The 12,281-nt window shown below is 56.2% G+C and carries 13 protein-coding genes and 2 pseudogenes; 5 read left to right on the top strand and 10 right to left on the bottom strand.

Annotation, left to right across the window (positions count from 1 at the left end; genetic code table 11):
- Nucleotides 1-3 precede the first annotated feature (3 nt).
- The 3 genes from C7459_RS14720 to C7459_RS14730 all read right to left on the bottom strand — a co-directional run bounded on the left by C7459_RS14720 (nt 4) and on the right by C7459_RS14730 (nt 2,504).
- Nucleotides 4-1,779 (bottom strand): adenine deaminase C-terminal domain-containing protein, encoded by a 1,776-nt coding sequence (locus tag C7459_RS14720; protein WP_109690063.1) that lies wholly within the window; start codon nt 1,777-1,779, stop codon nt 4-6.
- A gap of 93 nt (nt 1,780-1,872) precedes the next feature.
- Nucleotides 1,873-2,292 (bottom strand): hypothetical protein, encoded by a 420-nt coding sequence (locus tag C7459_RS14725; protein ID WP_109690064.1) that lies wholly within the window; start codon nt 2,290-2,292, stop codon nt 1,873-1,875.
- A 14-nt stretch (nt 2,293-2,306) separates the two neighbouring features.
- Nucleotides 2,307-2,504: a hypothetical protein gene (locus C7459_RS14730; protein ID WP_109690065.1), complete on the bottom strand. Its 198-nt coding sequence runs from the start codon at nt 2,502-2,504 to the stop codon at nt 2,307-2,309.
- Nucleotides 2,505-2,732: 228 nt separating this feature from the next.
- Between C7459_RS14730 and C7459_RS14735 the strand changes: the two genes are divergently transcribed.
- The gene (locus C7459_RS14735; protein WP_109690082.1) at nt 2,733-3,614 is read left to right on the top strand and encodes an acyl-ACP desaturase; all 882 of its coding nucleotides are present in this window, start codon (nt 2,733-2,735) and stop codon (nt 3,612-3,614) included.
- A 51-nt stretch (nt 3,615-3,665) separates the two neighbouring features.
- Here C7459_RS14735 and C7459_RS14740 read toward each other — a convergent pair whose 3' ends face one another.
- From C7459_RS14740 to hppD, 4 genes are all read right to left on the bottom strand, one after another.
- Nucleotides 3,666-4,274 (bottom strand): flavin reductase family protein, encoded by a 609-nt coding sequence (locus C7459_RS14740; protein WP_109690066.1) that lies wholly within the window; start codon nt 4,272-4,274, stop codon nt 3,666-3,668.
- A 15-nt stretch (nt 4,275-4,289) separates the two neighbouring features.
- Complete coding sequence (locus C7459_RS14745; RefSeq protein WP_109690067.1) at nt 4,290-5,447, bottom strand: homogentisate 1,2-dioxygenase; 1,158 nt, start codon at nt 5,445-5,447, stop codon at nt 4,290-4,292.
- Between the two features lie 62 nt (nt 5,448-5,509).
- Nucleotides 5,510-6,460, bottom strand: a complete 951-nt coding sequence (locus tag C7459_RS14750; RefSeq protein ID WP_109690068.1) for a fumarylacetoacetate hydrolase family protein — start codon at nt 6,458-6,460, stop codon at nt 5,510-5,512.
- Nucleotides 6,461-7,561, bottom strand: a complete 1,101-nt coding sequence (hppD, locus tag C7459_RS14755) for a 4-hydroxyphenylpyruvate dioxygenase (protein ID WP_109690069.1) — start codon at nt 7,559-7,561, stop codon at nt 6,461-6,463.
- A gap of 204 nt (nt 7,562-7,765) precedes the next feature.
- Between hppD and C7459_RS14760 the strand changes: the two genes are divergently transcribed.
- The 4 genes from C7459_RS14760 to C7459_RS14775 all read left to right on the top strand — a co-directional run bounded on the left by C7459_RS14760 (nt 7,766) and on the right by C7459_RS14775 (nt 11,780).
- A complete protein-coding gene (locus tag C7459_RS14760) occupies nt 7,766-7,975 on the top strand; it encodes a DUF1540 domain-containing protein (RefSeq protein ID WP_109690070.1) in 210 nt (69 codons plus the stop codon).
- 98 nt (nt 7,976-8,073) lie between these two features.
- On the top strand, nt 8,074-9,006 hold the full coding sequence (locus tag C7459_RS14765) for an RluA family pseudouridine synthase (RefSeq protein WP_109690071.1): 933 nt from the start codon (nt 8,074-8,076) through the stop codon (nt 9,004-9,006).
- Nucleotides 9,003-9,221 (top strand): hypothetical protein, encoded by a 219-nt coding sequence (locus C7459_RS14770; RefSeq protein WP_109690072.1) that lies wholly within the window; start codon nt 9,003-9,005, stop codon nt 9,219-9,221. The genes C7459_RS14765 and C7459_RS14770 overlap by 4 nt, the downstream gene beginning before the upstream one ends.
- A 144-nt stretch (nt 9,222-9,365) precedes the next feature.
- Nucleotides 9,366-11,780, top strand: coding sequence for an EAL domain-containing protein (locus tag C7459_RS14775; RefSeq protein WP_170119480.1), 2,415 nt, complete (start codon nt 9,366-9,368; stop codon nt 11,778-11,780).
- A 39-nt stretch (nt 11,781-11,819) separates the two neighbouring features.
- Here C7459_RS14775 and C7459_RS24225 read toward each other — a convergent pair.
- The 3 genes and pseudogenes from C7459_RS24225 to C7459_RS24180 all read right to left on the bottom strand — a co-directional run.
- Nucleotides 11,820-11,960, bottom strand: a pseudogene (locus C7459_RS24225) (hypothetical protein); the annotation flags it as partial.
- Nucleotides 11,961-11,975: 15 nt separating this feature from the next.
- Nucleotides 11,976-12,125: pseudogene (locus C7459_RS23395) on the bottom strand (hypothetical protein); the annotation flags it as partial.
- A 53-nt stretch (nt 12,126-12,178) separates the two neighbouring features.
- A partial coding sequence (locus C7459_RS24180) for an IS3 family transposase (protein WP_146200985.1) occupies nt 12,179-12,281 on the bottom strand: 103 nt, incomplete at its 5' end.

Below are 12,281 nucleotides of genomic sequence, written 5' to 3' on the forward strand. Positions count from 1 at the left end.
ATTCTAGCGTAACGAACGGCTTGGATGCAACACGCGCTTCGTCTTCATCTCGAACAACCCAACCGATGACAGACGCACTTCTGGCAGATGCGCCGACGACAGGAACAGCAACGTGTAGACCGGGTCGTAGTGCGGATGACCCAACGCCTTCAACACACGGACCAGTTCCTTCGATGACTGCACCAATTCCTCAACCGTCTGGTCGCCCATCGCGCCGCCGATCACCAGCGGCAGTTCGTACAGCACGTTGTGCTGCTCGTCGACGATCACGATGCCTCCGCCGATCTCCTGCACGCGCTCCAGCGCAGCCGCCATCGCTGTTTTGTCCCGACCGATCACCAAGTGCTCCCGCGCTCCGGTATAACTCGAAGCCAGCCCAGCGAGTTGGGTGGAAAAGTTCTGGATGAACCCGTTGCAGACCCACGCTCCGCCGCGTTGGAGCAACGAGACATAGCAGAGATCTTCGGAGTTCTCGACCAGCCCGACCACACGACCCGACGCGTCCTTCTCGACGGGCATCTCGACATGGCGCGTGATCGCCGGGTTCGCCAACCGCATCACGGGGAACGTATCCGCCTCCGTGTACACGTCAAACCACGCAGGATCGACCGGCACGTCCATTTTATGGACAGGCGGCATGCCGACATCTGCCCACGTCGGGCCTTTCAACTGCTCAACCAACTCGCCATCCTTCGCGACGATGCGACCTTCCGCGATCACCAGCTCTGGCGTCGGTTCCAACAGATTCGACAGCAACAGGATGTCCGCGATCCGCCCCGGTGCCAAGCCGCCGATCTCGCCATCCACTCCGTAATAGGTCGCAGGGTTGATCGTCACCAACTGGTAAGCGGTGATCGGGTCCATCCCTAGCTCGATGGCATGACGGATCAAAAAGTCGGTGTATCCGTTCTGTAGGTACTCAGGTGTCGGGCCGTCGGTCGTCATCATCACGCGGCTCCAGTTCTTGACTTGCGGGATCAGCTCCGGCAGAATCGCAGGGAAGTCAGGGCGCAGCGAGGAGTGGCGCAAGGTCGTCCATACGCCGAGGCGCAGGCGGCGCAAGGCTTCCTCTGCATTGATCGCCTCATGATCGGCGGTGATGCCTGCTGCGACCAGCACGTTCAACGTCTCCCACGACACGCCCGCCGCATGGCCTTCCACCCGCTTGTGAATCGCCCGCGCACTGAGGGCATTGTCACGCATCGCCTCATCGCCGTCGATCCACGACTTCCAGTCGGTCACTTCACCGACTTGCCAGACGTAGGGGCTTTTCAGCAAGCGCGAGACCGGCAGATGATCGAACTTGTGCTTTTTCTCCGGCAAGTGCGCCTGAGGATCGAGTCGCAAGCTCCACATCATCTTGATCGGCAATTGGGCCATCTGTTCAAAAAAGCGCCCGACCTGTCCGAACTCCATCCCGAGCACCAACATCAAGTTGTCATTGACGCTAAGTGTCGTCCCGCGCGCGAGGATCGTCTCCGCATAGCGCATCGGGTTGTAGAGCTGAAAGGGATGAGCATGCGGCTCGATATAACCCGGAGTGACCACTTTTCCGGTGGCATCGATCACCTGCGCCTGTGTTCCTTCATATACACGCGGTCCGAGGTAGGCGATGCGGTTGCCGACCACCCACAGATTCGCTTCCATCAACTCACCGCTGTATACGTTCAAAACTGTGCCGCCCTGTACCACCAAGTCCGGCTCCGTCTTGCCTTTGGCGCAGGCCACCAGCCGGCCCCACTCCTGTTCCGTGATTCCACGCACCGTATTCGCCGCCATCTCGAACCCCCCTAATCGTTCCAAGTGTCATGCTGAACAACTACGACAAAACGCCGCCCGCCTCCTCCGAGGCAAACGGCGTTTTTATGAACATTACCGCAAAATTTGTGCGAACAGGTAAAAAACGAACGCATACGCTACCCCGGTCGCCAACCACACCCAGAGCTGTGTCCGACCTTCGCGAGCCAATGTGCGGTACGGCAGCAACGCGCCCAGCAAACCAGCTTCGAGGACGGTGATGCCAGAGATGATCGAAGCGATCCCTTTTTCCGGCGTGCCGATCTTGTTGAGGACGACAACCCCCAAGTAGAACGCGAACATCAACGTCAACGTCAGCCCAGCAAAATAGATCGCCGTCTTGGACAATGCCCCCGCCGGGATGCCGGAGGGATTTTTCCATGCTTGACGCCGAATCACAACATATAACACGACAGCCATCACCGCCGCGAAAATCAACGTAAACAGCAAAGGCCCCCACTGCGTGGCGGCGACAACCGGATGACTCTGTTCCATGCCCATTCTCTCCTTTATGTATCGAGTTCCGTCCACTCGCCTTTGAATCGTTCGACGTACTGGCGGAACACTGCTTCTGTGATCGGGCCGAGGTTAACCCGGTACATGCCCAGCGAGACTTCAAACCCGTCTCGATCATTGCGATCGGCAAACGTCGCACTGAGCGTGCGCCCATCCTCGACTTTGTACGTGGTGGAATATGTAGTCGACATACCAAAACTCCCTTCTCTACCTCTACTATACTCCTTTTTTTGCAAAAGAAAAAACACCTGGTGAACTCGCAGGTCAACTCATTTCCGGCTCATGTGGTACGCTTAGGAGGACGAAATTGTCTAACTTTAACCCCTAAGTTTTACTATAGGCAAAGTTTGTCTAAACCACTATACTGTAGTGGAACAACAAGACTGACATCAAAAACTCTAGAAACGAGGTCAAATATGATCCTTCTCCCCACCCTAGACCCCCGTTTGGAACAGCGTTTGATTGAGCTGTACCAAGATCATCTCGAACGTGCCGCTGCTATCGACTGGAGTTACCATGAGTTTGTCCCGTGGGAACAAGGCTCGTGTTTCAAAGAGAACCCGTGGTCTCTGGAACAACGTAAACTGCCGCCGGCGATCTACACGGCGATTGAAACAGCCTTGCTCACCGAAGTCAACCTTCCGTGGTTTACCACCTACCTCTCTTCGACGTTTGTCGGCTCCTTGAATGTCATCCGGGAGTTTATCCATACGTGGGTAGCAGAGGAGGACCAGCATAGCAACCTCTTGGAGAACTACCTCATCCTCACCCGCAATTCCAACCCGACCGAACTGCACCACCTGCGCAAGCACGTCGTGCAAGGCGGCTTTGAATCCTCCTTCACCACACCGGTTGAAGCGATGGCTTACGCTTCCTTCCAAGAACTCGCGACGTTGGTGTTCTACAACAACGTGGCAAAAGCGGCCGCTCCCTACGATCGCACCTTGAGCACATTGCTGCGCCGTCTCGCAAAGGACGAGTCTCTGCACTATGCCTTCTATCGCGATGCCGTCAAAGCGCACTTGGATCTGGAACCGAACTATATCTACTACGTCCGCAACGTCCTGCTCGGCTTCTTCATGCCGGGTGAGCACATGCCGGACTTCGAAAACCGCATGAAAGTCATCGCCAAGGAAGCCAACTATGGCCCGAACCACTATTACAAGCAAGTGGTCCAAGCCTTGGTCGACTACTGGGATCTTGAGAACCTCAAACCGACCGTGCCCGACGCAGAGTTGGCACGTCAGGAAGTGCTCAAGTATTGCAAACGTCTCGAACGCATCGCCCAACGCTACGCCTAAAAAAACGCTGGTCGCATCCACAGATGCACCAGCGTTTTTTGTATGGAGCGTTTACTTCCGCATCATCTCAAACGTGTCGGTGACGCGAACGTAGTCATGTCCAGCCAATCGTCCGATCGGGTTCAGCGCACGGGTGTTGATCTTGCCATTCTCATGGATCGAGTCGTCCACGTGAATTTGGACCACCTCGCCGATGACGAGGGAGGATGCCCCGCGCTCCTCTCCACCGACTTCCACGATCTGGTGCAGTTTGCATTCAAAGTTGACCAGCGACTCTGCGACGCGTGGCGCTCTGACCACCGTGCTCGGGATCGGAGTCAAACCCGATGCGTCAAACTCAGAAATCTCAGCCGGAAACTCGGTGGCGGTGATGTTCATCTGTTCGCCAATCGCTTCACTGACGATGTTCACGACAAACTCCCGGGTGGCTTCGATGTTGCGGAGCGTGTCTTTTTTCGCTCCATCCGTACCACGGCGCATCACGCTAAAGCAAATTGTCAGCGGATTGGCAGCCACGGCGGTGAAAAAGGAGAACGGGGCGAGATTCAAAATTCCCGCCTCGTCCACAGAGGAGACAAAGGCGATCGGACGCGGCAGGATCGCACCATTGAGATACTTGTACGCGTCCTGCCACGGGAGGGACTTCGGATCAATCTGCATCGGAGTGCCTCCTTTTTAGGCGTTGGGGTTCCACGACATCATGTATTTCGGATCTTCGACGTCCTGTGCACGCTTGGCGATGTGCAGCGGGCGGAAGGTGTCGACCATGACAGCGAGTTCCTGCGTTTCGGTTTTGCCGATCGAGGCTTCAATCGTGCCTGGATGTGGGCCGTGCGGGATGCCCATCGGGTGGATCGTGATCGAACCTTCCTCGATGCCCTTGCGGCTCATGAAGTTGCCATCGACATAGTACAGCACTTCATCCGACTCGATGTTGGAGTGGAAGTACGGAGCCGGGATCGATTGCGGATGGTAATCGTAGAGGCGCGGCACGAACGAGCAGATCACGAAATTGTGCGCTTGGAAAGTCTGGTGTACCGGCGGTGGCTGGTGCAGACGACCCGTGATCGGTTCGAAGTCCTCGATGTTGAACGCATACGGGAACAGGTACCCATCCCAGCCGACCACATCGAGCGGATGGAACTCAAAAAAGTACGCGGTCAGCATGCCGCGTGCCTTCACGCGAACTTCGAACTCGCCCGATTCGGTGTGCGTTTCAAGCGCGGACGGTGGACGGATGTCGCGCTCGCAAAACGGCGAATGTTCGAGCAACTGGCCGAACTCGTTGCGGTAGCGCTTCGGCGTTTCGATCGCGCTCGCCGATTCGATGACGAGAAACTTCGACGGTGTCGCAGTCACCACGCGGTAGGTGGTGCCCATCGGGATTACGAGGTAGTCGCCCTTGTGATACGGCAGTGTGCCGAACACCGTCTCCAACTGGCCTTCCCCTTCATGGACAAAAAGGAATTCGTCCTGCTCACCGTTGCGGTAGAAATAGTTCATGGGTTCGGTCGGCTGACAAAGCCCGATCGTCACGTCGTCATTGAACATCAACACCGTGCGACCGTCAATCGGATCGCCGCCTTTTTCCAATCGGTTGGTGAAAAAGTGGCGGTGCTGGAGCGGGCCTTGCGTTTCGGCTTCGAGCACGAGGTCGCGAATCTTCTCCACGCGCTTGACTTGTGTCGGCGGGTTGGCATGGTAGAGCAGCGAGGAGATGCCGGAGAAGCCTTTGGTGCCCATCAATTCTTCACGATACAACGTGCCGTCCTGCTTGCGGAATTGCGTGTGCCGTTTGTGCGGCACTTCGCCAAGTGATTGGTAAAAAGGCATGACAGGATGCCTCCTTTTCAATGGTACTAACCCGTGTAGCGGCTAGGTGTGCCCTGTTATTTTTAGACAATTCGATTGCGCAACACCCCAAGGCGTTCCACTTCCAGTTCGACGAGATCGCCAGGTTCGAGCCAGCGATGTACGTCTGTCGTCAGTTCGAGGATGCAACCGGTGCCGACAGTACCCGTTCCGAGCACTTCGCCTGGGTAGAGGGTGACGCCGTCCGATGCGCGGGCGATCAGTTCGCCGACCGAGAAGTAGATTTGCTGGAAATTGCCGCGCGAGAGTACACGTCCGTTCACACGAGCAGTCATCTCCAGCGCCCAACGGTTCCCGTCGCGCACCGCCTCCAACTCGTCCAGCGTGAGCAAGTACGGACCCATCGAAGTGGCAAAGTCCTTGCCCTTGGCCGGACCTAACCCGACTTTCACTTCCTGCATCTGCACATCGCGAGCACTCCAGTCGTTGAGCACCATCAATCCGGCGATGTGCTCGTGCGCCTGCTCCGGGGCGATGTCGCGCCCTTGCTTGCCGATCACGATCGCGATCTCCAATTCAAAGTCCAGCCGCTGCGTGTAACTCGGACGTTCCACGTCAGCCTCCGGGCCGACGATGGCGTTGTGATTGGAGAAGTAGAACACCGGGAAGTCATACCATTCCGGCACCATCTCCGCTCCACGGTTGGCGCGGGCCGTTTTGACGTGCTCCTCGAACGCATAGAAGTCCCGGAAGGAACGCGGGGTTGGGAGCGGCGCGAGCAACGTCGCTTTTTCCAACGGGATCGCGAAGTCCGCTCCCTGCCAACCTGTTTCTTCCTCTAAATAGGCACCCAATTCGCGCCCATCCAAGCCCAACTCCAGAAAACGGAGAAGAGACGCGGGGAAGTGACGCTGCTCAAGGCAACGTCCCTGTCCCTGCGCCCATTCCAGACCCCGTTCCAGATCGACCACGTGCGCGCCGATCAAGAGACCGGCGCGTGCATCGTGTTCTGCGAGGTAAGTGACGTATTTCATTTACAGCGTCCCGCGGACTTCTTGCTCGCGTTCGATCGCTTCGAACAGCGCACGGAAGTTCCCTTTGCCAAACGAGGTCGCGCCCTTGCGCTGGATGATCTCAAAGAAGAAGGTCGGACGGTCCATGACCGGCTTGGAGAAGATCTGCAGCAAGTAGCCGTCTTCGTCACGGTCGACGAGGATGTTCAGCGCCTTGATTTTCTCAATCTCTTCGTCGATGTCGCCCACGCGTTCCTTCAACTCTTCGTAGTAGGAATCCGGCACGCTCAGGAATTCCACGCCGTTGGCGCGCAGTTTCGCGACGGTGTCGAGGATGTCGTGGGTCATCAGCGCCATGTGTTGGGCGCCCGGGCCTTTATAGAAATCGAGGAATTCTTCGATTTGCGATTTCTTCTTGCCTTGTGCCGGCTCGTTGAGCGGGAATTTGACGCGGCCCGTGCCGTTTTGCATCACTTTGGACATCAGTGCGGTGTATTCGGTCGAGATGTCTTTGTCATCGAAGGACAGCAGTTGCGAGAAGCCGAGCACATCGCTGTAGAAGCGAACCCACTCGTCCATCTTGCCTTCTTCAACGTTGCCCACGATGTGGTCACAGGCGACGAGACCTGTTTCGTTGACCGGCAGTTGACCCTTGAACTCCGAGAAGCCTGGCAGGAAGATGCCGTTGTAGTCATCGCGCTCGACGAAGGTGTGCAGCGTTTCGCCATAGGTGTAGATCGCAGCGAGTTTCACGGTGCCGTGTGCATCGGTGATGGTTTTCGGTTCAAAAGCGGAGACTGCGCCACGCTTGAGCGCTTCCTTGTAAGCCGCTTCTGCGTCGTCTACCCGCATCGCGATGTCCTTGACACCATCGCCATGCAGACGGACGTGATCCGCGACATCGGTTTTGTCGTCTAGCGTACCCGTGAGCACGACGTGAATATCCCCAGAGCGCATGTAGTACGACACGCGGTCGCGGCTCCCCGTCTCCAAGCCTTTGTATGCGATCGGACGGAAGCCGAATGCGGATGCGAAGTAAAAGGCCGCTTGTTTAGCGTTGCCTACCCAAAATTCGACGAAATCAACGTGACGAATCGGTAAGAAATCGATGTGTTCAGCCATGTGGTATGTCCTCCCCCTATTGGTCAAAAGAAACCGTTTTCAGAAACTTGTCAAAGTTAGAGTAACAATCCAATGCTTGGGTTTGCAAGCGTCTACGTTGCAACACAAGGGCTTTCCAGCGTTAAAGAGTCATAGGGGTAGGGTTGGATTGGGAGTGAAAAGCCATACTACCGATAGACCCAAATTTGAAAGGAGTGCATGTGGATGCCGGAAGTACGCTGTTCTGTTGCCAACTGTAGTTACTGGGCGCAAGGTGGGAAGTGCGCGGCCGATGCGATTCTCGTCGACATCGACGCACACGCCAACCGAGACTTCCACGCAGAGTTCGGTTCTGATCTCGGCGAGAACGTGCACAAGGACCAAGCGGCCAACAGCCGCGCCACGATGTGCCACACTTTCAAAGAAAAGCAATAACAGGGTTGGCAAGAAAACGAAAGAGCAACCATTGTGGTTGCTCTTTTCGTTTTGAAAAGGATACACTAGGAGGTAAGAATAAGATCGGAGTTGTGCACATGACCGAAACCCACTCATCCCCGACCCGTCGCTGGGTCGAACATACCATCACCGAGGCCGAAGCTGGCCACACCGTAGAAGAAATTCTCATCGACACCCTCTCGATCTCCCGCCGGATGATCCAGAAACTCACGCGCAGCAAGGGCATCCAACTCAACGCCAAGCCCGCTTTTCTCAGCAAAAAAGTTCGCGTCGGCGACGTTGTGCGCGCAGCCTTGACGTTCACGGAGGAAGCGGGACTGGAACCGATGCAGATGAACCTCGACATCGTTTTTGAAGACGCGGACTTGATCGTGCTGAACAAGCCGCCGTTTCTGCTCGTCCATCCGACTACACCTGATCAGACCGGAACACTCGCACATGGTCTCGCCTATCATTACCAAGAGCAAGGTCTCTCCACCAAAATTCGCCCGGTCCACCGCATCGACCGCGACACATCAGGTCTGCTGGTTGTCGCCAAGACCGCATTTGCCCACCAGCACCTCGACCGCCAACTACGCGAGCGCGAATTGAAGCGGGAGTATCTCGCCTTTGTCGATGGCACGGTATCCGAAGAACGCGGTGTGATCGACGCTCCGATCGGCAAGGACAAGCTCAACCCCAACCTGCGCGCCATCCGTCCACAGGTCGGGGAATTTGCGCTGACTCGCTACCAAGTCGTGGAGCGCTATGAATTGGCAACCCTCGTCCACTTGGAGTTGGAGACCGGTCGCACGCACCAGATTCGCGTCCACATGACCCACCTCGGTCACCCGCTGATCGGCGACCGCCAGTATGGTCGCGCCGGCCAGAGCCTGTTGCGACGACAAGCCTTGCACGCTTCCCGTCTGACGCTGACCCACCCGACCACCGGCAACGAGATGAGATTTGATGCGCCGTTGCCAAAGGACTTGGCTAACCTGCAAACCTATTTAAAGGAAGGAACCGCATGATGAAAAAAGCCCAACGCCTGCTCCTGCAACGGCTGCTCACCCTCGCTTCCTTTCTCGTCGCAGGAGTCGGGACGGCGATCTGGTGGCGATACAAAAGCGCTGGCACCCCCGCTCCGATGTGGGTGCTCGGCGTGATCGGCTACGGCTGGGCGTTCGTCGCACTGCTCGCCTTCAACATGATCGGCCGCACCTATTCTCGCAAGCGCAGAGGATAAAAAATCGCGTTCGCCAGTTCTGGCAAACGCGATTTTTTTATGTCAATAAATTCCTTTCAACTCGATGTAAGGACCCAAAGAGGATTTCCCTTATCTTTGTCTAATTATTGTACTCAACAACATGAACTGCATCGAGGTGAACTCATGATCGAAATGCTTGGGACGTACAACTGGTCGTTGATGCTCTTGTCCGTTCTGGTGGCTGTATTTGCGTCCTATACCGTTTGTGACTTGACACAACGCATTCGACAAACGACCCGACGAGCCGTGAATCGGTGGGTAGTAGGTGGTGCGGTCGCGATGGGCACGGGCATTTGGGCGATGCACTTTCTCGCGATACTCGCGCTTCAACTAGATGAAGCGATCACGTATGATCTTGACTTGATGGTACTGGCGCTCGCATCGGGAATCCTGTTCTCATATCTTTCCTTGTACCTCTATAGCCGTCATTCTGGTAGTCGCCGCACTTTGTTGCTCGTCAGCGCCTGCCTGACGCTGACAAACCTCGCCTTGCACTCCATCGCCATCCTCGGGATGGGCCTGCTCACCGATTCCTCCGCACACCTTGGCTACCTGCTCACTTCCAGCCTCCTCGGAATGATTGCGATCTACTTCGCCTTGCGCATGCTGAACTTCCGTTGCACCAAACATCCCGGTCGACGATCTGTCTACAGCGCGCTCTTGCTCGGTACAGCGCTTTCGGGGATACACGTTTCCGCGCTTCTCGGCATGGATTTCCGGCCTGACCCACACGCCCAATCCGAATTGGACTTGATCCACGGCGAGTGGTTGGCGATCATGATTGGTATGGTGACGATGATCATACAGATCGTGCTGATGTGGAGCCTTCATGATGAGCGCCACACCGCCTCCCAACAGGCGGTGCGATCCACGCGGCAATTCGATTCGCTGTATAACAACAACCCTGATCTCGTGGTCTCGCTGACCCCGCTTGGCGAAGTGATCTCACTCAATCCTGCAGGCTGCCAGATGATGGGCTATAGCCCCGAGGAAGTAGTTGGACATCACTTCGCAGAGTACGTGTTGGAACGGGATCAGGAGAAGACCTTCTATCACTTCGGATTAGCCCTGTCTGGCAATCCGCAACACGCAGTGGAGGTATCGGTCCGGCATCGTGACGGACAGTATCGGGAGATGCAGGTGACCACGATCCCGATTCTGACAGAAGCTGGACAACTCGATGACGGTCTATACGTGATCGCCAAGGACGTGACCGACCGACTATCTGCAGAACGCACGATTCTGCACATGGCGTACCATGATGCGCTGACCGACCTCCCGAACCGTCGTCTGTTCATCGAAGAGCTTGAGACCTCGATGGCAACAGCCGCGGAAAAAGGCGAGCAAATCGCCATCCTCTTTCTCGACCTCGACCGCTTTAAACGCATCAACGATTCCCTCGGACACAACGTCGGCGACTTGCTGTTGCAACACATCTCCACCCGCTTGCAGGAAGCGCTTGCAGGCATCGGCTTGGCCGGGCGGTTTGGCGGTGATGAGTTTATCGTCTTGCTTCGCGGTGTCAATGGCTCCGAGGAAGTCAGCCTCCTGACGGGGAGCCTGTATGAGATCATCTGCCAACCGCTGGAGACCGAGGAGCAGGAGTTCAAGATCTCGACCAGCATCGGCATCGCGCTCTACCCCAAGGACGGCCAAGACGCGATGACGTTGATCAAAAATGCCGACACCGCGATGTACCGTGCCAAGGAAGCGCGCATCCACTATCAGTTCTACAACGATCTGATGAACGAGGAGACGGCGGAACGTTTAGCACTGGAACAAGACCTGACGCGAGCCTTGGAACGCGATGAGTTCGTCTTGCACTACCAGCCCAAAGTCGACATCGCCACTGGCAACATCCAAGGGGCCGAAGCTTTGATTCGCTGGTACCACCCGAAAAAAGGCTTGATCCCTCCTGACAAGTTCATCCCGCTCGCCGAAGAGACCGACATGATCCTCCAGATCGGCGATTGGGTGTTGCGCACCGCCTGCGAGCAGAATAAAAAGTGGCACACAGCCGGATACACAGACTTGCAGATCGCCGTCAACCTCTCCGCCATGCAGTTTGGGCAGACGCATTTGGTCGACCGCGTGGCACATGTGTTGCACCAGACCGGATTGCCCAGTGAGTACCTCGAGCTCGAAATAACCGAGCGCGTCGCGATGCAGGAGTCGGTGACGGTGATCGAGAAACTGCAGCAACTCACCGAACTCGGCGTCCAGATCTCCATCGATGACTTTGGCACCGGCTATTCGTCACTCAGTTACCTCGTCAAATACCCGATCCATGCGATCAAGATGGACCGCAGCTTCGTCAGCGAAGTCATCGACGACTCCGAACAAGCGCTGGTCGTCAAAGCGATTCTCTCGATGGCCCACTCGCTCGGCTTGCATGTCGTCGCAGAAGGCGTGGAGGAACTTGGGCAATTGGAGTTTTTGCAGACGTACAACTGCGATGAATACCAAGGCTACTACTTCTCTCGACCGCTACCTGCGCCAGAGTTCGAAGTGTTGCTTGCTCAACACCTCGTCAGATAAAAAGGCAGGGCCCCTCTGGGCGCCTGCCTTTTTTTGCGATCAGCGGTAGATCTCGCCGCCTGTTGCGAGGAACTCCTCCGACTTCTCCTTCATGCCCTCTTGTGCCGCAGCTTGATCCCTGATGTCCTGCGAGATCCGCATCGAGCAGAATTTCGGACCACACATCGAGCAAAAGAATGCTGGTGTTTGCACATGGCCGTCATCCAACGGCTGCACAGCTCGGCCATCGTACTCCTCCACATCACCGCGTTCCAAGACCCACTGTCTGCGCAACGCAGGCAAGCCTTGGGTGATGTCTGTCACCACGTCAGGATCGGTGTACGCCCCGCTGGTGTCATAGACGCGTGATCTGATCCCTGTCAAGTGGACAGAAAAGAAAGCCTAAAAATCAATAGGCGCTAAGCGACCATAGTCCGGTATCGTACCGGGCTATGGTTTTTTAGTCTGCTTTGGAATCGTTTATGGTTATAGAACTTCACGTAGCGTTTTACTGCTACTTCG

The sequence above is a fragment of the Tumebacillus permanentifrigoris genome (assembly GCF_003148565.1).
GTDB classification, from domain to species: domain Bacteria; phylum Bacillota; class Bacilli; order Tumebacillales; family Tumebacillaceae; genus Tumebacillus; species Tumebacillus permanentifrigoris.